This window comes from Rhizobium sp. P1_B8 (assembly GCF_056406515.1).
Map to the genome: position 1 here is coordinate 21,061 of NZ_JBFTZZ010000010.1, position 22,122 is coordinate 43,182.

Consider the following 22,122-nt stretch of genomic DNA (forward strand, 5'->3'; position numbering starts at 1 on the left):
GCAAAACCGCTGCGCACTTTTGCTGGAATTGCTTGTTCGCCTTATTCGGCGGCAACCTTCACGCCGGGGGCGGCATCGCGAACACCGCCGTCGACATGATTTTCAAACTTGGCGAAGTTCGCAATGAACATCGAGACCAGCTTTTCGGCCTGCGCGTCATAGGCTGCCTTGTCGGCCCAGGTCGAGCGCGGATCGAGAATGCTGCTGTCGACGCCGTCGACGGAGACGGGCACGGCGAAGCCGAAGTTCGTGTCAGCACGGAATTCGGCCTGTCCAAGTTCGCCGGTCAGGGCGGCGGCGAGAAGTGCGCGCGTCGCCTTGATCGGCATACGCTTGCCGGTGCCGTAGGCGCCGCCGGTCCAGCCGGTATTGACGAGCCAGCATTGGACACCATGACGGCTGATCAGCTCCTTGAGCAGATTGCCATATTCGGCCGGATGCCGCGGCATGAAGGGTGCGCCAAAGCAGGTGGAGAAGGTCGCTTCCGGTTCGACGACACCCTTTTCCGTGCCGGCCACCTTGGCGGTGTAGCCGGAGAGGAAGTGATACATCGCCTGGTCAGGCGTCAAGCGGGCGATCGGTGGCATGACGCCAAAGGCATCGGCGGTCAGCATGATGATCGTCTTCGGATGCCCGGCGCGGCCCGTTTCCGAAGCGTTCGGGATGAAGTCCATCGGATAGGCGCAACGGGTGTTTTCGGTCAGCGACCCGTCGTTGAAATCCGGCTCGCGGCTTTCGTTCAGCACGACGTTTTCCAGCACGGTGCCGAAGCGCTGCGTCGTCGCATAGATTTCCGGCTCGGCTTCAGCCGAGAGGCGGATCGTCTTGGCGTAGCAGCCGCCTTCGAAGTTGAAGATGCCGTTTTCGCTCCAGCCGTGTTCGTCATCGCCGATCAGCGTCCGTGCCGGATCGGCCGAAAGCGTCGTCTTGCCGGTGCCGGAAAGGCCGAAGAAGACCGCCGCGTCACCGTCCGGACCGACATTGGCCGAGCAGTGCATCGGCATCACGCCCTTGGCCGGCAGCAGGTAGTTGAGCACGGTGAAGACCGATTTCTTCATTTCGCCGGCATAGGACGTGCCGCCGATCAGGACGAGACCATTGGTGAGATCGCAGGCGATCACCGTTTCAGAACGGCAGCCGTGGCGAGCCGGATCGGCCTTGAAGCTCGGCAGATCCATGATCGTCAGCTTCGGGACGAAGCTGGACAGCGCTGCGGTGTCGGGGCGGATCAGCAGATTGCGGATGAACAGCGAATGCCAGGCGAACTCGGTCACGACGCGGGTCGGCAGGGCATGGCCTTCCTCGGCGCCGCCGACGAGGTCCTGGACGAAAAGCTCCTTGCCCGCGGCATGCGCCAGCATATCGTCGCGCAACAAGGCGAAATGTTCCGGCGAGATCGGCTTGTTGTTGTCCCACCAGATTTCGCCATCGGTATTGATGTCGCGAACGACGAACTTGTCGCGCGGCGAACGGCCCGTGTGCTGGCCGGTGATAGCCCGCAGCGCGCCCTGAGCGGTCAGTTCGGCTTCGCCCCGGCGGATCGCTTCTTCATAGAGCGCGGCGGCGGAAAAGTTGTAACGAACGCTGGCTGCGCCGCCCAATCCCACCGTTGCCAGCTCTATTGCCGGGTTATGAACTCCGAACATTTCCATGGCTAGTTCCCTTCGCTCAGGCTCGTTGCCGTTAAAACTGAGCACGAAAATACGGGCAGAAATTTTAAAACACAAGATGGAAAACTTGAGAAAATGCAGTGATATCAAATAATTAATCGATTTAAATTTATACCCTCAATTTTAAATCGTTTGAAAAGTCTGCGTTTAACTATTTTGATATGCCACCTGAGATTGCTTTGCGAATTTTACGACAATCCTCCCCCTTTATCTTTGCCACAATTTGTTCCACCTTTATCCTCCATAAGCGCATCCGGTCATTGAGACCGCCTGGGGAGAGCAAAATCCGGGAGATTGCGCACTGATGACGGAGACCAACACCATGCCGACAATCGCGCTCGTTGATGACGACCGCAACATCCTCACCTCGGTGTCGATCGCGCTGGAGGCCGAAGGATACAAGGTCGAGACTTATACGGACGGTGCCTCGGCGCTCGACGGCCTCCTGGCACGACCGCCGCAGCTGGCGATCTTCGACATCAAGATGCCACGCATGGATGGCATGGAACTGCTGCGCCGCCTGCGGCAGAAGTCGGATATTCCCGTCATCTTCCTCACCTCCAAGGACGAGGAGATCGATGAACTCTTCGGTCTGAAGATGGGCGCCGACGATTTCATCACCAAGCCTTTTTCGCAGCGTCTGCTGGTGGAGCGCGTGCGCGCCGTCCTGCGCCGCGCATCAAGCCGTGAAGCCGCCGCCGCCGGCACCAGCCCCACCGGCGCGCCGAAGACCGGCGCGGTGCAGCAGGCCCGCTCGCTGGAGCGCGGTCAGCTGGTCATGGACCAGGAACGCCACACCTGCACCTGGAAGGGCGAGGCGGTGACGCTGACGGTGACCGAATTCCTGATCCTGCATTCGCTGGCGCAGCGCCCCGGCGTCGTCAAAAGCCGCGACGCGCTGATGGACGCGGCCTATGACGAACAGGTCTATGTCGACGACCGAACCATCGACAGCCACATCAAGCGGCTGCGCAAGAAATTCAAGATGGTCGACACCGACTTTGATATGATTGAAACACTTTACGGAGTGGGATACCGCTTCCGCGAAGCAGCCTGAGCCCAAGCGGCGCAGCAGCAGTCAAAATGTTACAGCGTCCTTTGCGCGTCTGAAAAGACGCGCGGCGCTGTAGGAAATATTAAGGGCTGCGGGCCGGTTCATCCGGCCCCGCCCTTCGAAAGGGCCTGTCATTGGCACAGTTGGTGCAGGAAAGGGATCTGGACGATGCGGAGGGCGTAAGCACCCGTCGCGTCCGGGGCCGGCGTTGGTCGCATCCCTTCACCCTGATCCGCCGCATCTTCGGCAATGCGGTCTTTTCGAGCCTGACGCGGCGCATCCTGTTCTTCAATCTTGCCGCACTGCTGGTGCTCGTCGGCGGTATCCTCTACCTCAACCAGTTCCGGGAGGGGCTGATCGACGCCCGCGTCGAGAGCCTGCTGACGCAGGGCGAGATCATTGCCGGCGCCGTTTCGGCCTCCGCTTCGGTCGATACCAACTCGATCACCATCGATCCGCAGAAACTGCTCGAGTTGCAGGCCGGCCAGAGCATCACGCCGGTGCCGAATGACGAGGATCTCGAATTCCCGATCGATCCCGAGAAGGTCGCGCCCGTCCTGCGCCGACTGATTTCTCCGACGCGCACGCGCGCCCGCATCTTCGATGCCGACGCCAATCTGCTGCTCGATTCGCGCCATCTCTATTCGCGCGGCCAGGTGCTGCGCTTCGACCTGCCGCCTGTTGAAGAGGAGAAACAGACCTGGAGCGAGTGGTTCGCCACCCTGTTCAACAAGGCGCTGCAGCCCGGCAATCTGCCGCTCTATAAGGAAGCGCCGGGCGGCGACGGCTCGATTTATCCCGAGGTGATGAATGCGCTCACCGGCGTGCGCGGCGCGGTCGTGCGCACCACCGAGAAAGGCGAGCTCATCGTTTCCGTCGCCGTGCCGATCCAGCGTTTCCGTGCCGTGCTCGGCGTTTTGCTGCTGTCGACGCAGGCGGGCGACATCGACAATATCGTCCATGCCGAGCGGCTTGCCATCATGCGCGTCTTCGGCGTCGCGACTCTCGTCAACGTGCTGCTTTCGCTGGTGCTTTCATCGACGATCGCCAATCCGCTGCGCCGTCTTTCGGCGGCCGCCATCCGTGTGCGCCGGGGGGCCAAGGCACGCGAGGAGATCCCCGATTTCTCTGCCCGCCAGGACGAAATCGGCAACCTTTCCATCGCGTTGCGCGAGATGACGACGGCGCTCTACGACCGCATCGATGCGATCGAGAGTTTCGCGGCCGATGTCAGCCACGAGCTCAAGAATCCGCTGACCTCGCTGCGCAGCGCTGTGGAAACGCTGCCGCTTGCCCGATCCGACGATTCCAAGAAGCGGCTGATGGACGTCATCCAGCACGATGTCCGCCGCCTCGACCGGCTGATCAGCGATATCTCAGACGCCTCCCGTCTCGATGCCGAACTCGCACGCGTCGATGCCGGCTCCGTCGATATGGAAGTGCTGCTGCGTGACCTCATCGAGGTTTCGCGCCAGGTCAGGAGCAGCAAGAAGCAGGTGGAGATCGAATATGCGATCGAGCGCAAGCCGAACATCAAGACGCGCTTCGTCGTCAATGGCCACGATCTGCGCATCGGCCAGATCATCGCCAACCTGATCGAGAATGCCCGCTCTTTCGTGCCGGAAAAGGGCGGCAAGATTACCGTGCGGCTGGTGCGGACGCGTTCGCGCTGCGTCACCACTATCGAAGACAACGGCCCCGGCATCCAGGCGGAAAATATCGACCGTATCTTCGAGCGCTTCTATACGGACCGGCCGGAATCGGAAGGCTTCGGCCAGAATTCAGGTCTCGGCCTTTCGATCAGCCGGCAGATTGCCGAAGCGCATGGCGGTTCGCTGAGAGCTGAAAACATCACCGATGCCGAAGGCGGGCATGTGCTCGGCGCGCGCTTCATCCTCTCTTTGCCAGTCGGCACCGCGGCATGACCGAGGCAGCTTTCAACATCCATGCGACGGCGATCGTGGTCGGCAAGACGGGATTGCTGTTCAGCGGGCCTTCCGGCTGGGGCAAATCGATGCTGGCCTTCACCTGCATGACGGAGGCGCGCCGCCTCGGACTGTTCACGGCGCTGGTCGCCGACGACCAAGTTCTTCTCTCAGGAGAGGCCGGCGCGGTGATTGCCGCGTGCCCGCCGTCGATCACCGGGCTGATGGAGCTTCGTGGCACCGGTATCGTTCATCAGGAGCATATTCCCAGGGCGGCCATGCATTATGCCGTGCTCCCGGGCAGTGCCACCGGCGAAAACCGGGTGCCTCCCGAGGGCGAAATGGTGAGCCTTGCCGCCGGTTTGTCGCTTCCCGCATTGCGGTTGCTCGCGGGCGTTTCCTCACCCCTTGCGATCCTGATGGCAAAAGTGCCGGATATCGGGCGCTAGGGCCTTCCGGATTGGTCAATCTGCCTTATATAGTCGCATTTTTATCTTGCACTTCGGCTTTTCATAGCCAAGATGTGCCCCCACCGGTGGACGTAATTGCTGCATTGCGATATTGGGTCCACCGTTTGCGTCTATGGGAGCAGTAATATCATGATCGGACTTGTGCTTGTCACTCATGGCAAGCTGGCTGAAGAGTTTCGTCATGCTGTCGAGCACGTCGTCGGTCCTCAGAAATTTATCGAGACGGTCTGTATTGGCCCCGAAGACGACATGGACCAGAGACGGCAGGATATTCTGGAAGCCGTTTCCGGTGCCGATGATGGCCATGGCGTYGTCATCCTGACCGACATGTTCGGCGGCACGCCGTCCAATCTTGCCATATCAGTCATGAGCAGCGGCCATACCGAAGTCATTGCCGGCGTCAACCTGCCGATGTTGATCAAGCTTGCCGGCGTGCGCGGCGAGAACAACATGGAGAAGGCGCTGGTGGAGGCTTCCGAAGCCGGGCGGAAATATATCAATGTCGCAAGCCGTGTGCTCAGCGGAAAATAACGAGCCTTCATGACATCGCTCTCCCGGGAACTCCTCATTATCAACAAGCGCGGTCTTCACGCGCGCGCTTCCGCCAAATTCGTGCAGATGGTCGAGACCTTCGATGCCGCCATTACCGTTTCCAAGGACGGGATGACGGTCGGTGGCACCTCCATCATGGGGCTGATGATGCTTGCGGCAAGCCCCGGCTCGAGCGTCGTCGTCTCGGCGAGCGGCAGCCAGGCCGAGGAAGCCCTGGAGGCGCTGGACCAGCTGATCCAGAATAGGTTCGGCGAAGAAATGTGAGCGCCGGCGAGCTCATATAAACATATAAAGACTTCTTTATATCCTTATTGCCATCCCGGGCGAAGCCTGCTAAACGGCGGACATGCCGTGCGCTTGCACGCGGTCATCTTCGCGCCTGCGCCAATTTTGAGACGTTTTCAGCCTGGAGGCCTCTATGAGCACTGAAAAAGATTATGTTGTCGCCGATATCGGGCTTGCGGATTTCGGCCGCAAGGAAATTACGATCGCCGAAACCGAAATGCCGGGGCTGATGTCCTGCCGCACCGAGTTCGGCCAGACTAAGCCGCTGAAGGGCGCGCGCATCACCGGCTCGCTACACATGACCATCCAGACGGCCGTGCTCATCGAAACGCTGGTAGCGCTCGGCGCCGAAGTCCGCTGGGCCTCCTGCAACATCTTCTCGACGCAGGATCATGCCGCTGCCGCGATCGCCGCTTCCGGCGTGCCTGTCTTCGCCATCAAGGGCGAATCGCTCGAGGATTACTGGGTCTACACCGACAAGATCTTCCAGTGGGCCGATGGCGGCCTTTCCAACATGATCCTCGATGACGGCGGCGATGCCACCATGTACATCCTGCTTGGCGCCCGCGCCGAGGCCGGCGAGGACGTGCTGTCTCACCCGCATTCCGAAGAAGAGGAAATCCTCTTCGCACAGATCAAGAAGCGCCTCGCCGCTTCCCCGGGCTGGTTCACCAAGCAGCGCGACGCGATCAAGGGCGTCACCGAGGAAACGACGACCGGCGTCAACCGCCTTTACCAGCTCAGCCAGAAGGGTCTGCTGCCCTTCCCGGCGATCAACGTCAACGACTCGGTTACCAAGTCGAAGTTCGACAACAAGTATGGCTGCAAGGAATCGCTGGTCGACGGCATCCGTCGCGGCACCGACGTCATGATGGCCGGCAAGGTTGCGGTTGTTTGCGGATACGGCGACGTCGGCAAGGGTTCTGCCGCTTCGCTCTCCGGCGCCGGCGCCCGCGTCAAGGTGACCGAAGCCGATCCGATCTGCGCATTGCAGGCTGCGATGGACGGTTATGAAGTCGTTCTGCTCGAGGACGTCGTTTCCTCTGCCGATATCTTCATCACCACCACCGGCAACAAGGACGTCATCCGCATCGACCATATGCGGGCGATGAAGGATATGGCCATTGTCGGCAATATCGGTCACTTCGACAATGAAATCGAAGTCGCTGCATTGCGCAATCTCAAGTGGACCAACGTCAAGCCACAGGTCGACCTGATCGAATTCCCCAAGGGCAACCGCATCATCCTTCTTTCCGAAGGCCGTCTGCTCAACCTCGGCAACGCCACCGGTCATCCGTCCTTCGTGATGTCGGCTTCGTTTACCAACCAGACGCTGGCGCAGATCGAGCTCTTCACCAAGCCCGACCAGTATTCCAACCAGGTCTATATCCTGCCGAAGCATCTCGATGAAAAGGTCGCACGCCTGCATCTCGACAAGCTCGGCGTGAAGCTGACTGAGCTTTCTGAGGAACAGGCTGCCTATATCGGCGTCTCGCCGAAGGGGCCGTTCAAGTCCGACCACTACAGATATTGATCTGATCGTTAATATCCACAAGATGTAGAAGCCGCGGCATTGACAAATGTCGCGGCTTATTTTTTGGGCGCTCCCTTCCCGCCGATTCCCTTCCGAAGTATTGTTTTAAGACTTGATTCGTGGCGCCGGACCCTGTCCGACCGCTGCGAAAATGGGATGTCTTGTCGTAATGCGGCACATTGAAGGACGGAGACATACCGCGGATGTCGGAAATGAAAAGCAGCCTGCCCGGTCAGGCGGATGATGGCGCTCGCGCCGATCGCCGCCCGCTCATGGCAGGCCAAGGATATAAATCTGCAACGGCACACGAGGCCGCAAAGCAAGGGCACGGACCATTGGCGCGCTTCCTGAAAAGCTGCGCTGCCGGCACGGCGCTTGCCGCGCTGGCGCGGCCGGCTCTGGCACAGGCGGAGCAGCAAGCGGCGGCTTCGGCTCACCTCTTCACATCCTCGCAGGTGATCGGTGTTTCCGTCGTCATCGGCGTCATATCGGCAGCACTGCTGTCGACGCTGTGGCTCGTGCGCCAGCGCGGCAACCTGGAAAACGAGAGCCGGGAAATCCGCTCGGCGCTCTCCGATGCCCAGCAGCGTATTTCGCAATACCAGGCTCTGATCGCCGACAAGAACCGGCGGATCGTTATCTGGGACGGCAATGCGCGCCCCGAACTGCTCGGCCAACTTCCGCCCGAGACCGGCGCGCCGCAGGACGGCGAATTCCTGGCCTTCGGCCTGTGGCTGAAGTCACGTTCGGCTTCCGAGCTGGAAAAGGCGATCGACCGGCTGCGCGACGAGGCGCAGAGCTTCGACATGGTGGTCGAAACCATCCGCGACGAAATCCTCGAGGCGCAGGGCCGGGTTTCCGGCGGGCGGGCCTTCGTCCGTTTCGTGGCGCTCAACAATCTGCGCGCCGAGCTCGCAGAGCTCAGGATCGAGCGCGACCGGCTGATGACCTCGATCTCGGCCTTCCAGACCATGCTCGACGCGATTGACATGCCGGCCTGGCAGCGTGACCCGGTGGGCCGCCTCACCTGGGTCAACCAGGCTTATGGCGAGGCGGTCGAGGCGCGATCGCCGCAGCAGGCGATCAATGAAGGCCGCGAGATGTTGACGACCGTGGCGCGCGAACGCATTCGCGCGACGACGACGCCGGAATCGCCCTTCCACGACAAGATTTCGACGGTCGTTCACGGCAACCGCACTTTCTTCGACGTCGTCGACGTCAGGGTTCCCGGCGGCTCGGCCGGCATCGCGATCGATGTGTCCGACATAGAGGCAGTGCGCGCCGAGCTGGAACGGACGCTGAAGAGCCATGCCGAAACGCTCGACCATCTCGCCACGCCGGTTGCCATCTTCGACGGCGACCGCCGGCTGCAATTCTACAACCAGGCCTTCGTCGCGCTCTGGGAGCTGGATATCGCCTTCCTCGAAGGCCGACCTGACAATAGCGAGCTGCTCGAGCGGCTGCGGGCGGCCAAGAAGCTACCGGACCAGCTCAACTGGAAAAGCTGGAAGGAAGCCGCACTTTCCGTTTATCGCGCGCTCGACACGCAATCCGATCTCTGGCACCTGCCGAACGGACAGACGTTGCGCGTCTTTGCAACCGCCCATCCGCAGGGCGGCGCCACCTGGGTGTTCGAAAACCTGACCGAGCAGGTCGATCTCGAAACGCGCTACAACACACTGGTCAAGGTGCAGGGCGAAACGATCGACCATCTTTCCGAAGGTGTGGCGGTGTTCGGCCCTGATGGACGCATCCGCCTTTCGAACCCGGCCTTCCGCGCGCTCTGGGGGATCACCGAAACCGAAGCCAAGCCCGGCACCCATATCCGTGCGCTGGGCGAGGCCTGCGCGCCGTCCTATGACCGGCCGGACGGCTGGAAGACCTTTGCGGAACTGATCACCAGCTTCGACGACGAACGCCGCTCGGGCCAGGGAACGCTGGAACTCTTCTCCGGCCTCGTGCTCGACTACGCCGTCATCCCGCTGCCGAACGCGCAAACCATGCTGACCTTCGTCAACATGACGGACAGCGTGCGTGCCGAGCGCGCGCTGACCGAGAAGAACGAAGCGTTGCGCAAGGCCGACGAGCTGAAGAACGACTTCGTCCAGCACGTTTCCTATGAACTGCGTTCGCCACTGACCAACATCATCGGCTTCACCGATCTCCTGCGCACGCCGGGTGTCGGGCCGCTGAACGAACGGCAGGCCGAATATATCGACCACATCTCGACCTCGTCCTCGGTTCTCTTGACGCTCGTCAACGATATCCTCGACCTTGCGACCGTCGACGCCGGCATCATGCGCCTCAACTATGCGGATATCGATCTCAACGACCTGCTCGACGACGTCTCGATGCAGATCGCCGATCGCCTCCACGAAAGCGGCGTGGCGCTTGAAATTACCGCACCCGCCTATCTCGGCTCGATCATTGCCGATCCGCAGCGGCTGAAGCAGATCCTTCTGAAGCTTCTTTCCAATGCGGCGAATTTCTCGCCCGAAGGCACCTCGATCTCGCTGGAATGCCATCGCGAAGGCACGGATTTCGTCTTCTCCGTCGGCGATCGCGGCCCCGGCATCTCACCTGATATGATCGCAACCGTCTTCGACCGTTTTGCCACGGGGGCGAAAAGCGGCAAACGCGGCGGCGCCGGCCTCGGCCTCTCGATCGTCGACAGCTTCGTCAGTCTGCATCATGGCGATGTGACGATCGACAGCGAGCCGGGTAAGGGCACGACCGTCGTCTGCCGTATCCCCTCGGTCGATGTACCGCATTCCGCCGCCGCCGAATGACGACCAGCGATGCGATCTCGCTTTTCCTGAAAGACGAGGCGGCTACCATCCGCCTCGGTGAAGATCTGGCGCTGGCCCTGAAGGCCGGCGATTGCCTTGCCCTTTCCGGCGATCTCGGCGCGGGAAAATCCTCGCTCGCCCGGGCGATCCTGCGCGCCATGGCCGATGACGAAGAGCTCGAGGTCCCGAGCCCGACCTTCACGCTGGTCCAGTCCTACGATCTGCGCATCCCCATTTCGCATTTCGATCTCTACCGGCTCGGCGACCCCGCCGAACTGACGGAACTCGGCTTCGACGAGGCTCTGCAGAACGGCATCTGTCTCGTCGAATGGCCGGAGATGGCAGAGAGCGAGCTGCCCACTCAGCGCATCGCACTGACACTGGAACATGAGGGCGAGGGCCGCCGGGCAACAATCAAAGCCGTTGGCGCGCAAATTACACGCATCCGCCGTGTCCTGGCGATCCGCGATTTCCTTGACGCTGCAGGTTACCCCGCAGCGAAACGCCGCTTCCTGACCGGCGATGCCTCGCTGCGCGCCTATGAGGCGATCTATCCGAAGGCCGAGAACCAGCGCATCATCCTGATGGACTGGCCGCCACTTGCCGAAGGCCCGCCGGTTCTCGACGGTAAACCCTATCCCAAAGTCGCGCATCTTGCCGAAAACGCCTATCCGTTCGTGGCGATCGCCGATGCGCTGCGCAAGGACGGCTTTGCGGCGCCCGAAGTCTACAAGGTGGATTATAACAAGGGTATCCTGCTCATCGAAGATCTCGGCAGTGACGGCGTGCTGGATGCCCACGGACAGCCTATTATCGAACGCTATCGCGAAAGCGTTGCCTGCCTGGCCAGACTGCACGCTCTGAAATTTCCGCACGACATCCCTGTTGGAAAGGGGCATGTCCATCATATTCCTGATTTCGACCGGACGGCGATGAAGATGGAGGTGCGGCTGGTGCTCGACTGGCACCTGCCCTGGAAGCGCCAGGGCGCACCCACAACCGAAGCCGAACGCGCGGATTATCTGGCGATCTGGGATACACTCATCGACGAACTCGCAACGGCCGAGAAGAACCTGCTGCTGCGCGACTTCCACTCGCCGAATATCATCTGGAGACCGCATGCGAAGGGCGTCGAACGGATCGGCCTCATCGACTTCCAGGACGCCATGATCGGCCCCACGGCTTATGATCTCGCCTCGATCGTCCAGGATGCGCGCGTAACGATCGAGCCGGGCCTCTTCCGGCAACTGATGGATGATTATCTGGGGCTTCGCCGCGCACAGGGCGGTTTCGACGAAGCCGGCTTCATGAGGGCCTGGGCAATCATGTCGGCGCAGCGCAATTGCAAGCTTGCCGGTCTCTGGGTGCGCTTGTTGCAGCGCGACGGCAAGCCGGGCTATCTGAAACACATGCCGCGCACGCTTGCCTATCTGAACGTCGCGCTAGAGCATGAAACGCTTGCCCCCTTGCGCGATTGGTGCACAAGGGCTGGAATAGACCAGAGCGAATCATAAGTTCCGGATCAGAATGACCATCAGACAAGCCATGGTACTGGCCGCGGGTCTCGGAACCCGCATGCGCCCGATCACCGATACGATCCCGAAGCCGCTGGTGAAGATCGACGGCAAGCCGATGATCGACTACGCGCTGGATTCACTGGTGGCGGCCGGTGTCGAACGGGCCGTCGTCAACGTCCACCACTTCGCCGATCAGATGCTCGACCATCTCAGGAACTACCGCGGCCTCGACATCATCATTTCCGACGAGCAGGACGCTCTGATGAATTCCGGCGGCGGGCTTGCGAAGGGCCTGACATTACTTAACCGCAACAATGTCTTCGTCATGAATGCCGATCTCTTCTGGATCGGCGAGCAGCCGGGGCGACCGACCAACCTGCAACGCTTAGCCGGATTCTTCGATAGTGAACGCATGGACATGGCGCTGCTTTGCGTTGGGATCGAGGATACGACAGGTCACAACGGCAAGAATGACTTCAGCCTCGCAACCGATGGCCGGCTGACGCGTTATCGCGACGATCCGTCCAATCCCGTTGTCTATGCCGGAGCGATCGTCATGAACCCGTCGCTGCTCGACGATGCACCGAAGGATGCCTTCAACCTCAATATCTATTTCGACAAGGCGATCGCGCGCGGACGGCTTTTCGGCATGGTGCTCGAAGGCCATTGGTTGACTGTGGGAACGCCGGAGGCAATCGGCGAGGCGGAGGAAACGATCCGCAGGTTGCGGGCGTTTGCCTGAGCCATGGCAGAGCGGCACCAGCCACGCATCCTGACAATCCCGGCGGGCCTCCCCTTCCTGAAAATGCTGGCGACGACGCTTTGCGATGGCCGACTGACGCCGCTTTTCCAGCACGAGGCCGATGATCCGCTGTCGCTCGCCAAGGTGACGATCTACCTGCCGACCCGGCGCGCCGTGCGTGTGCTGCGCTCGGAATTCGTCGACCTGCTCGGCGGCCGCTCGGCCATCCTGCCGGTCATCCGTCCACTCGGCGAAACCGACGACGATAGCGGCTATTTCGACGAGGTGCTGCCGGCAACGATCGATCTCGCCCAGCCGCTGTCGAATACCGCCCGTCTGCTGGAGCTGGCGCGCCTGATCCTTGCCTGGCGAAACAAGCTGCCGGAGATCGTCCGCCACATCCATTCGGACTCGCCGCTCGTTGCGCCGGCAAGTCCGGCGGATGCGATCTGGCTCGCCCGCAACCTTGCGGAGCTGATCGATTCCATCGAGACCGAGGATCTCGACTGGTCCGAATTGTCGAAACTCGACACCGGCGACTATGCCGCCTGGTGGCAGCTGACGGCGGAATTTCTGCAGATCGCCAGCGCTTTCTGGCCGGAGCGGCTTTCCGAACTCGGCAAATCCTCGCCGGCGCGGCACAGAAACGCCATTCTCCGGGCCGAAGCAAGCCGGCTTTCGGCGACGAAACCCGCCGGACCGATCATCATTGCCGGTTCGACGGGTTCCGTTCCCGCCACCGCCGATCTGATCAACGCCGTCGCCCATCTGCCTGAAGGCGTGATCGTGCTTCCGGGTCTCGATCTCTCCATGCCCGAAAGGCACTGGCAGATGGTCGCGCCGGAACTGACGCCCGGCCAACATGCCAATCCGGCAAGCCGGAGCCATCCGCAGTATGGTGTGTCGTCGCTGCTCAAGCGGCTGAAGCTGACGCGGGCCGACGTCATGCTCCTCGATAGGCCGGAGGCCGATCTCGACCGGCGCGCCGAAATCCTGTCGCGCGCACTTGCGCCGGCGGAGGCGACCAGCGACTGGGGGGCGTGGAAGAACGACCTGCCGGCAGGTGCGCTATCTTCGGCCTTCTCCGATGTCTCGCTGATCGAAGCCGCCAATGAGCGCGAGGAAGCAACCGCAATTGCCGTCGCACTCCGGCTGGCGTTGGAAAGACCTGGACAGGATGGCGAAAGCCGGGCAGCACTCATCACTCCGGACCGCAATCTCGCGCGGCGGGTGATGGCCGAGCTCTCCCGCTTCGGCATCCTCGCCGACGATTCGGCGGGCACGCCACTTTCGGCCATGCCGCAGGGCACCTTGCTGCAATTGTTGCTGGAGGCAGCGCTGCGGCCGGGCGATCCAGTGGCGATCATCTCGCTGCTCAAACATCCGCTTGCCCGCTTCGGGCTAGAACGCGACGCCTTGATTTCCGCTACCGAGGCGCTCGAGCTGCTGGCGCTGCGCGGCGGCGTGGCAGAGGTTGATATCAGCACGCTGGAACCGCTGCTCACTCGCCAACTTGCCGAACAGGCCCTGGATAGGCATGCGCCGCAATGGCGAAAAGCGCTTTCGCCTGAGGCCGCCGACGCCGCATACGGCCTCGCCCGGCGGGTCGCACAAGCGACCGAGCCTCTAGCTTCGGCGCTGATCCGGCACCGGCCGGAAGATCGCGGAAGAACAGTGCGCTTCACATTGTCCGAATGGGCGGAGCGCACCGGCCGTTCGCTTGAAGCGGTCGCGGTCGATCCGCAAGGCAATCTCGCCGATCTCTGGTCTGGTGAAGCAGGAGATGCACTCGCTGCCCTGCTCGGTGAAGTGATCGACACGGACGGCCAGATGGAGGCCGACGGGCCGCAATGGATCGACATCATGGCAGCCCTTGCGGCCGGTCATGCGGTGAAGCCGCGGGCGCTCAGCCATCCCAGGCTCTTCATCTTCGGCACGCTGGAAGCCCGACTGCAGAGCGTCGATACGTTGATCCTCGGCGGCCTGAACGAAGGCACCTGGCCGGGGCAGACCGCCAACAATCCCTTCATTCCACGAATGATGAAGACGGAGATCGGCCTGGAGCCGCCGGAGCGGCGCATCGGCCAGCTGGCGCATGATTTCGAGATGGCAAACGGCACGCGCCATCTGATCTATGCGCGCGCGCTGCGCCAAGGTTCGACGCCGACCGTCGCCTCGCGTTGGCTGCAGCGGCTGCTGGCGCTCGGGGGAGAGGCGTTCGAAGCGGAATTGAAGGGACGCGGCAACTGGTTTCTCCAATGGGCCGGTCTCATCGATCGGGGAGATGGTCAGGCGCCGGCGCTGCGACCTTCGCCGAAACCGCCGCTGGCCCTGCAACCAAAATCCTATTCCTTCAGCGAAGTCGGCCGGCTGCGCCGTGATCCCTATGCCATCTATGCCCGCCGTGTGCTGCGGCTCGACCCCGTCGACCCGTTCAATCGCGATCCAGGGGCGGCCGAACGCGGAACGCTCTACCACAAGATCATCGACCGGTTCATTCGCGAGGCTCACATCGCCGGCACGCCGGATGCGGCAGCGGCCATGGAGCGCATCCTTTCCGAGCTTTTCGACATGGAGCAGCTGCCGCCGCATATCGATGCCGTGTGGCGGCCGCGCTTTCGCGCGGTGGCCGGCGTCTTCCTCGAATGGGAGGCCGGACGGCGACATGGCATCCGGAAAACGCTGACGGAAGTGCGGGGCGGCATGGAGCTGGAGGCGATCAATATCCGGCTCACCGGTGTCGCAGACCGGATCGACGTCACCGGACCAAACGCCGCCGATATCATCGACTACAAGACCGGCTACAATCCCTCGCCCACGCAGGCACGCGTGCTTCTCGATCCGCAGCTTGCGCTCGAAGCGGCCGCCTTGAGCGCCGGCGCCTTCCGCGATGCCGGCAGCCTCGTGCCGCAGGACCTTCTCTATGTGCGTCTGCGTCCGGGAAGCCGCTTCCAGGTCGATACGGTCAACAACGAGAGCTCTGCCCGCAGCGACAAGGCGAAATCGGCGATGGATCTCGCGGCCGAATCGATCGATCAGTTGGTCAAATTCGTGGGGTTGCTGCAATCCAACGAAAGGGGCTTTACCTCCCGGCTGATCCCGGCCCAGCAATTCGATTTCGGCGGCGACTACGATCATCTTGCCCGCGTCTCCGAATGGTCAACGGCCGAAACCGAAGAGGGCGGTGATGAGTGATGTGACCACCCTTCCCAACGACGACGATCCGGGCGCCTGGATCGGCTGGACTACGATCCAGCAGGCGATTGCCTCTGATCCGCTGCGTTCGGCATGGGTCTCGGCCAATGCCGGTTCCGGCAAGACGCATGTCCTGACACAGCGCGTCATCCGGCTGCTGCTTGCCGGTGCGCGGCCTTCCGCCATTTTATGCCTCACCTATACCAAGGCCGCGGCGTCCGAAATGTCGAACCGCGTCTTCGAACGGCTGGCGGAATGGGTGGTGCTTGACGATGAAGACCTCGGCCGGCGGATAACGCAGATCGAGGGTACGGCTCCCGACGGACTGAAGCTCGCCGAAGCTCGCCGGCTGTTTGCCAAGGCGCTGGAGACACCCGGCGGACTGAAGATCCAGACGATCCATGCCTTTTGCGAGGCGCTGCTGCATCAGTTCCCGCTGGAGGCTAACGTTGCCGGACATTTCTCGGTTCTTGACGATCGCGCGGCGGTGGCACTGCTTTCCGATGCGCGCCGGGCGCTGCTGACGGCAACAGCGCCTGACGAAGACAGCGCCCTTGCCGAGGCATTCGCTTACGTGCTCAATCTCGGCGACGAATCCGGACTGGAGAACCTGCTCGGCGACATCGTCGCCAACCGCAACGCCATTCGTCGTTTCACGGTGACGGCTGGACAGCAGGGCGGTGTGGAGAAGGTCCTGCGCAAGAGGCTGGGTCTCGCCGATGGCGACACCGAAAGCCGGATCGCAGCGCAATATTGGCCTTTGCCGGAGCTTTCGGGCGGCACGCTGGAGCTTTATCTCTCGCTTGCCGACCAGAAGGGCGGTGCGAAGGCGCAGGAGGTTGCCTACGGCCTCAGGCTCGCCGGGCGGGAGCGCGATGAGGCAAGGCGCGCTGAGTTTCTCGAGAAAATCTTTCTGACCGTGAAGGGCGAGCCCAAGGCGGACTCGCAATTCTTCGTCAAAGCCATGCTTGCCGAGGCACCGCAGCTGGCGGGCGCCATCGCCATTGCCCGCGCGCATGTCGCAGCAAGCCGCGACCGGCTGAAACTGATGCGGATGTACGGCGCCACACATGCAGCGCTCGTGCTCGCCGACCGACTGAACCACGACTATGAAGAGCTGAAGAAGCAACGCAGCCAGCTCGACTTTGAGGACCTGATCACCCGCACCGCCGACCTGCTGACGAAAAGTGGCGTCGGTCCGTGGATCCACTACAAGCTCGATCGGGGTATCGATCATATCCTCGTCGACGAGGCGCAGGATACCAGCCCGATCCAGTGGAGCGTCATCCAGTCGCTCGCCGAAGATTTTTTCTCCGGCGAAAGCGCCCGGCCGATCGTGCGTACGCTCTTTGCCGTCGGCGACGAAAAGCAGTCGATCTATTCCTTCCAGGGGGCGCGGCCTGAGCGTTTTTCCGAGGAGAGCGACCGGACGCGGCGGCGCGTTTCCGACAGCGGGCAGAGCTTTTCCTCGGTGCGGCTTCCGCTCTCCTTCCGCTCGACTGCCGACGTGCTCGAGGCCGTCGACCACATTTTCAAGGCACCCGACAACGCGCGCGGCCTGAGCGCGCTCGGCGAACCGGTCGTGCATCGTTCCAGCCGCATCGGACATCCCGGCGCTGTCGACCTCTGGGAGATGGTCGCGCCGGAAGCCGTGGTGAAGGAGGAAGACTGGACGGCGCCCTTCGACGCGACGCCGGAAAGCGCGCCGGCCGCAATCCTCGCGCGGCGGATCGCTCATTCGATCGGCACGCTCGTCGGCCGCGAAACGATCGTCGACAAAGGCAAGGAGCGCCTGATCGAGGCCGGCGACATCCTGGTGCTGGTGCGCAAGCGCGACGCCTTTGTCAATGCGTTGACGCGGGCGCTGAAACGCCGCGGCGATATTCCGGTCGCCGGCGCGGACAGGCTGGTGCTGACCAGCCACATCGCCGTGCAGGATCTGCTGGCGCTCGGCCGATTCCTGCTTCTGCCGGAAGACGACCTGTCGCTCGCCGCCGTGCTCAAGAGTCCGCTTTTCGATCTCTCCGAAGACGACATCTTTGCGATCGCCGCATTGCGCGGCGACAATCAGAGCGTCTGGAGCCATCTCAAAAGCTTCGCCGCCGACGGCACCGAACGTTTCCGTGCTGCCGTTGAGAGGCTGGAACTGTTTCTCCGGCAATCCAGGAGCCTGTCGGTCCATGATTTCTATGCGCGCGTGCTGGGTAGCTATGGCGGGCGGCGGCAATTCCTTGCCCGTCTCGGCACCGAGGTCAGCGATATTCTCGACGAATTCCTGACCTTCACGCTCGACCACGAGAGCTCCGGCCTTCCCGGTCTGCAATCCTTCATCTCGACGCTGGAGCTCGAAGCACCCGTGATGAAACGCGAGCAGGATAAGGGGCGCAACGAGGTGCGGATCATGACGGTGCATGCCTCCAAGGGTCTTGAAGCACCGATCGTTTTCCTCGTCGACGGCGGTTCGAAGGCCTTCACCCATACCCATCTGCCGAAGCTTCGCCTGATCGAGACCGGCCCCTACGAGCCGCCGATGCCCGTCTGGGTTCCTGTCTCCGATCTCGCCAATTCGCTGACCCAGGACGATGCGGCGCGTATCCAGATGCTGGCGGAAGAAGAATATCGCCGGCTGCTCTATGTCGCCATGACACGCGCCGCCGACCGGCTGGTCGTCTGCGGCTATCGTGGCGTGCGTGTGAACAACGACACCTGGCATATGATGATTTCGACGGCGCTGCACGACGACCATCCGCATGTGGAGGCGACCACATTCTCCGGCCCCGATGGGCAATGGCCGGGTATCAAATGGCGCGTGCCGCGGGTAGAACGAAGCTTCGAGCGTACCGATCGCAACGAAGAGCGCGACAGCGAGGAGACCTTGCCGGACGGCCTGTTGCGGCCATTGCCGCCGCAGGCTGAGCTGCCTCGGCCGCTCAGCCCTTCCGGTGCCGGGACGATCGTCGATGAAGATGAAGGCAGTCTGCTGGTCATTTCGCCGCTGTTCGGCGAGAAGGAGCGCAGCGATCGCTCACTGGAGAAGGGCAGGCTGATCCATCGCATGCTGCAGGCGCTTCCCGAAATTCCACTTGCCGAACGGCCTGATGCGGCAAGCCGCTATGCCGAACGAGCGGCGCGATTCTGGCCGGAAGCGGAACGGCGCAAGCTTGTCGATTCAGTTTTGAAACTATTGGACGAGGAAGGTCTGCAGGCCGTCCTCGGTGCGCAGGCCCAGCCAGAGGTCTCGATCATGGGAACATTGACGCTCGAGGACCGGCGCTATGCTGTCTCCGGCCGTATCGACCGGCTTGCCGTCCTTGCCGATCGCGTCGTCATTCTCGACTACAAGACCAATCGGGTGCCGCCGACAACAGAAGAGACCATCCCCTTCGCGCACCGGGCGCAGCTGGCGATCTATCGCGAGATCCTGGCGCCGCTCTATCCTGAGAAGCGTATCGATTGCATGCTTGTCTATACCGAGAACGCCTCGCTCTTCACACTAAGCGAAAAGGCGCTCGGTTTGGCGCTTGCAGCGGTCAAGACAAAGTGAAATACCGGACATTGAAAATTCGGCACCGCACCATCACATGTGGTTCAACACCCAATTCGGTTAAAGGAGCAGCCCATGGCTACCGTGAAAGTCGATATCAATAACTTCCAGTCGGAAGTTCTGGAATCCGCAGAACCCGTCGTCGTCGATTTCTGGGCTGAATGGTGCGGCCCGTGCAAGATGATTGCTCCGAGCCTCGAGGAAATCGCCGTCGAGATGGAAGGCAAGGTCAAGGTGGCCAAGCTGAATATCGATGAGAACCCGGAACTCGCTGCACAGTTCGGTGTGCGCTCCATTCCGACGCTTGCAATCTTCAAGGGCGGCGAAGTTGCCGATATCTCGGTTGGCGCAAAGCCGAAGACGGCCCTTTCGAACTGGATTTCGAACGCTGCCTGATTGATATCTCTCAATTTGTATCACAATGAAAAAGCCCGGTTCGACCGGGCTTTTTTCATCTTACCGCCTTCATTTCGGGGGCGTGCCGTTGTCGGCAAGGACATCGCCGACGAGATAGAGAGAGCCGCCTACCAAGATGCGCGGCGGCAAAGCCTCTGGATCGAGAACGGCTCTTATTGCTTCCAGCGCATCGCCGACCGTCAACATCGGTTCGGCAACCAAACCGGCATCATAAGCGGCATTGGACAATATCACCGGGTCGATCATCGCTTCGCTGCCGCGGATCGGCACGCAGAAAACCTTCTCGACCAGGCCGGTAAAGGCCTTGAAATAGCCGACCGGATCCTTGGTGTTGATCATGCCGGTAATCAGGAAAAGCGGCCGAGACTGGCGTTCCTCGAAATTGGCCATGGCTTCGGCGATCACCTCGCCTGCACCGGGATTGTGTCCGCCATCGATCCAGATCTCGGCGCCGGCGGGCGCATGCGACAGCAGCCGGCCCTCGCTCAGACGCTGCAGCCGGCCCGGCCATTCGACCGAACTCATCGCCTTTTCCATCATCGTCTCGGTGACCGTGAAACCCGCCGCCTTGACGGCACGAATGGCGGCGGCGGCATTGGCATATTGATGCCGGCCGGGAAGGCGCGGCAGCGGCAGGTCGGCAAGACCGAATTCGTCCTGGTAGACGAGCCGGCCATATTCCTCATGCGCCATGAAATCCTGCCCGAAGACCGCGCTCGGGCAATGCAGCCGCTCGGCCGTCGACATCAGCACGTCGAGTGCTGCGTCATATTCCTGATGACCGATGACAACGGGAAATCCCGGCTTCATGATGCCGGCCTTTTCGGCTGCGATCAGCTCGACCCTGTCGCCGAGATAGGGCTGGTGATCCAGCGAAATCGGCATGATGACCGAGACGCCCGGATCGGAAATGACATTCGTGGCGTCGAACCGGCCGCCGAGACCGACTTCGATGATCGCGGCATCGGCCGGATGTTCGGAAAACAGGATGAAGGTGACCGCTGTCAGGATTTCGAAGACGGTAATGTGTTGTCCTGCATTGGCATCGGCCACGCGACGCACGGCCTCGGCAAAAACGGCGTCGTCCACAAGCTGCCCGCGTCCGCCCTTGACGCCAATGCGATAACGCTCGTGCCAATTGACGAGATGCGGCGAGGTGTGGACATGGGCGCTGTAGCCGCCGGCTTCGAGCAGGGCGCGGCAGAAGGCGGTGACAGACCCCTTGCCATTGGTGCCGGCGACATGGATCACCGGCGGCAGCTTCCTGTGCGGATTGCCGAGCACATCGAGAAGACGAGTGATGCGATCGAGAGACAGATCAAAGCCCTTGGGATGCAATCCCATAAGCTTGTCGATCTCCTGTGCTGCCTCACTCACCGCGGTTTGGCCTCTGGGTATCAATTCAGCACCCCGCCTGCTTGTCGGTTATCAGGCGCTCGCCGCCAGAGCAATCGCGCCGCCATTCATGTCGTTCGCCGCAGAAACCGGCTTCTTCGTCAGGATCTTCAAGAGGCGCGCCAGCGTTTCCGGAATATCGTGACGTTTAACGACCATATCGACCATACCATGCTCCAACAGATATTCGGAGGTCTGGAAGCCTTCGGGCAGTTTTTCACGCAACGTCTGCTCGATCACGCGCTTGCCGGCAAAGCCGATTTCGGCGCCGGGTTCTGCCAGATGAATATCGCCAAGCATGGCATAGGAGGCCGTGACGCCACCGGTCGTCGGATTGGTCAGCACGACGATATAGGGCTGGCCGGATTCCTTGAGCATGTCGACGGCAACCGTCGTGCGCGGCAACTGCATCAGCGACAGGATGCCTTCCTGCATGCGCGCGCCGCCGGAAGCGGGGAACATCACCAGCGGGCACTTTTCAGACGTCGCACGCTCGAAAGCCTTAACGATCGCCTCGCCGGCGGCCATGCCGAGCGAACCACCGATAAAGTTGAATTCATGCACGACGGCCACGAGTTTCAGTCCCTGCACCTTTCCGACACCGGCGAGGATCGTATCCTCCTGTTCGGTCTTCAGGCGGCTGTCGCGCAGGCGATCGCTGTATTTCTTCGAATCGCGGAACTTCAGCGGGTCCTGCGCGACCTTCGGCTGCGGCAGCGATTCGAACTCGCCATTGTCGAAAAGATCGGCCAGCCGGGCCTTGGCCGGCATCTTCATGTGATAACCGGACGCTGGAATGACCCATTTGTTGCCTTCGAGGTCCTTGTGGAAGACCATCTCGCCCGTTTCCGGGCACTTGATCCAGAGGTTCTCCGGCACTTCGCGACGGCCCAGCATGGAATTGATCCGCGGGCGAACGTAGTTGGTGATCCAGTTCAACTCGAATACTCCTGATTGACTAAAGCGCGTCGCGATCTTTCAGATTTGCCTGCCACGCTTCTAGGTCTTTGGTTTCCCGCATGTCGTTGGCAAA

15 protein-coding genes are annotated in these 22,122 nt (G+C 61.7%); 12 read left to right on the forward strand and 3 right to left on the reverse strand.

From position 1 onward, the window contains the following. Window positions 1-41: 41 nt before the first annotated feature. On the reverse strand, window positions 42-1,652 hold the full coding sequence (locus AC1D2N_RS14115; RefSeq protein WP_130653344.1) for a phosphoenolpyruvate carboxykinase: 1,611 nt from the start codon (window positions 1,650-1,652) through the stop codon (window positions 42-44). Between the two features lie 340 nt (window positions 1,653-1,992). Here AC1D2N_RS14115 and AC1D2N_RS14120 point away from each other — a divergent pair, with 340 nt between their 5' ends. From AC1D2N_RS14120 to trxA, 12 genes are all read left to right on the forward strand, one after another. Next, a complete protein-coding gene (locus AC1D2N_RS14120; RefSeq protein ID WP_003544146.1) occupies window positions 1,993-2,727 on the forward strand; it encodes a response regulator transcription factor in 735 nt (244 codons plus the stop codon). A gap of 131 nt (window positions 2,728-2,858) precedes the next feature. Next, the gene (locus AC1D2N_RS14125) at window positions 2,859-4,649 is read left to right on the forward strand and encodes a sensor histidine kinase (RefSeq protein ID WP_018244185.1); all 1,791 of its coding nucleotides are present in this window, start codon (window positions 2,859-2,861) and stop codon (window positions 4,647-4,649) included. Next, complete coding sequence (locus tag AC1D2N_RS14130) at window positions 4,646-5,098, forward strand: HPr kinase/phosphorylase (protein WP_018448427.1); 453 nt, start codon at window positions 4,646-4,648, stop codon at window positions 5,096-5,098. The genes AC1D2N_RS14125 and AC1D2N_RS14130 overlap by 4 nt, the downstream gene beginning before the upstream one ends. Before the next feature lie 150 nt (window positions 5,099-5,248). After that, window positions 5,249-5,650, forward strand: a complete 402-nt coding sequence (locus AC1D2N_RS14135) for a PTS sugar transporter subunit IIA (RefSeq protein ID WP_003544139.1) — start codon at window positions 5,249-5,251, stop codon at window positions 5,648-5,650. A gap of 9 nt (window positions 5,651-5,659) precedes the next feature. Further along, window positions 5,660-5,935, forward strand: coding sequence for an HPr family phosphocarrier protein (locus AC1D2N_RS14140; RefSeq protein ID WP_003544133.1), 276 nt, complete (start codon window positions 5,660-5,662; stop codon window positions 5,933-5,935). A gap of 154 nt (window positions 5,936-6,089) precedes the next feature. After that, window positions 6,090-7,490 (forward strand): adenosylhomocysteinase, encoded by a 1,401-nt coding sequence (gene ahcY / locus AC1D2N_RS14145; protein WP_011649859.1) that lies wholly within the window; start codon window positions 6,090-6,092, stop codon window positions 7,488-7,490. 203 nt (window positions 7,491-7,693) lie between these two features. Further along, complete coding sequence (locus tag AC1D2N_RS14150; protein ID WP_028734080.1) at window positions 7,694-10,279, forward strand: sensor histidine kinase; 2,586 nt, start codon at window positions 7,694-7,696, stop codon at window positions 10,277-10,279. After that, complete coding sequence (tsaE, locus tag AC1D2N_RS14155) at window positions 10,276-11,793, forward strand: tRNA (adenosine(37)-N6)-threonylcarbamoyltransferase complex ATPase subunit type 1 TsaE (protein ID WP_130729450.1); 1,518 nt, start codon at window positions 10,276-10,278, stop codon at window positions 11,791-11,793. The genes AC1D2N_RS14150 and tsaE overlap by 4 nt, the downstream gene beginning before the upstream one ends. 13 nt (window positions 11,794-11,806) lie before the next feature. Continuing rightward, entirely contained in the window at window positions 11,807-12,538 is a 732-nt protein-coding gene (locus AC1D2N_RS14160; protein WP_018448424.1) for a nucleotidyltransferase family protein, read from the forward strand. 3 nt (window positions 12,539-12,541) lie between these two features. Next, the gene (gene addB / locus AC1D2N_RS14165; protein ID WP_130653341.1) at window positions 12,542-15,733 is read left to right on the forward strand and encodes a double-strand break repair protein AddB; all 3,192 of its coding nucleotides are present in this window, start codon (window positions 12,542-12,544) and stop codon (window positions 15,731-15,733) included. Beyond that, a complete protein-coding gene (gene addA, locus AC1D2N_RS14170; RefSeq protein ID WP_130653340.1) occupies window positions 15,726-19,277 on the forward strand; it encodes a double-strand break repair helicase AddA in 3,552 nt (1,183 codons plus the stop codon). Before addB ends, addA begins: the two co-directional genes overlap by 8 nt. A 75-nt stretch (window positions 19,278-19,352) precedes the next feature. Further along, the gene (gene trxA, locus AC1D2N_RS14175; RefSeq protein ID WP_008528748.1) at window positions 19,353-19,673 is read left to right on the forward strand and encodes a thioredoxin; all 321 of its coding nucleotides are present in this window, start codon (window positions 19,353-19,355) and stop codon (window positions 19,671-19,673) included. A 69-nt stretch (window positions 19,674-19,742) separates the two neighbouring features. On the opposite strand, the gene AC1D2N_RS14180 is transcribed toward trxA, so the two are convergent. Both AC1D2N_RS14180 and accD read right to left on the reverse strand, forming a co-directional pair. After that, window positions 19,743-21,095: a bifunctional folylpolyglutamate synthase/dihydrofolate synthase gene (locus tag AC1D2N_RS14180; RefSeq protein ID WP_197728276.1), complete on the reverse strand. Its 1,353-nt coding sequence runs from the start codon at window positions 21,093-21,095 to the stop codon at window positions 19,743-19,745. Window positions 21,096-21,122: 27 nt separating this feature from the next. Continuing rightward, complete coding sequence (accD, locus tag AC1D2N_RS14185; protein WP_018068910.1) at window positions 21,123-22,028, reverse strand: acetyl-CoA carboxylase, carboxyltransferase subunit beta; 906 nt, start codon at window positions 22,026-22,028, stop codon at window positions 21,123-21,125. Window positions 22,029-22,122 lie beyond the last annotated feature (94 nt).

Coding starts and splice junctions, on each gene's coding strand:
- tsaE (WP_130729450.1), top strand. CDS start 10,276: ATGACGACCAGCGATGCGATCTCGCTTTTCCTGAAAGACGAGGCGGCT.
- addB (WP_130653341.1), top strand. CDS start 12,542: ATGGCAGAGCGGCACCAGCCACGCATCCTGACAATCCCGGCGGGCCTC.
- AC1D2N_RS14150 (WP_028734080.1), top strand. CDS start 7,694: ATGTCGGAAATGAAAAGCAGCCTGCCCGGTCAGGCGGATGATGGCGCT.
- addA (WP_130653340.1), top strand. CDS start 15,726: ATGAGTGATGTGACCACCCTTCCCAACGACGACGATCCGGGCGCCTGG.
- AC1D2N_RS14130 (WP_018448427.1), top strand. CDS start 4,646: ATGACCGAGGCAGCTTTCAACATCCATGCGACGGCGATCGTGGTCGGC.
- trxA (WP_008528748.1), top strand. CDS start 19,353: ATGGCTACCGTGAAAGTCGATATCAATAACTTCCAGTCGGAAGTTCTG.
- AC1D2N_RS14160 (WP_018448424.1), top strand. CDS start 11,807: ATGACCATCAGACAAGCCATGGTACTGGCCGCGGGTCTCGGAACCCGC.
- AC1D2N_RS14140 (WP_003544133.1), top strand. CDS start 5,660: ATGACATCGCTCTCCCGGGAACTCCTCATTATCAACAAGCGCGGTCTT.
- ahcY (WP_011649859.1), top strand. CDS start 6,090: ATGAGCACTGAAAAAGATTATGTTGTCGCCGATATCGGGCTTGCGGAT.
- AC1D2N_RS14115 (WP_130653344.1), bottom strand. CDS start 1,652: ATGGAAATGTTCGGAGTTCATAACCCGGCAATAGAGCTGGCAACGGTG.
- AC1D2N_RS14120 (WP_003544146.1), top strand. CDS start 1,993: ATGCCGACAATCGCGCTCGTTGATGACGACCGCAACATCCTCACCTCG.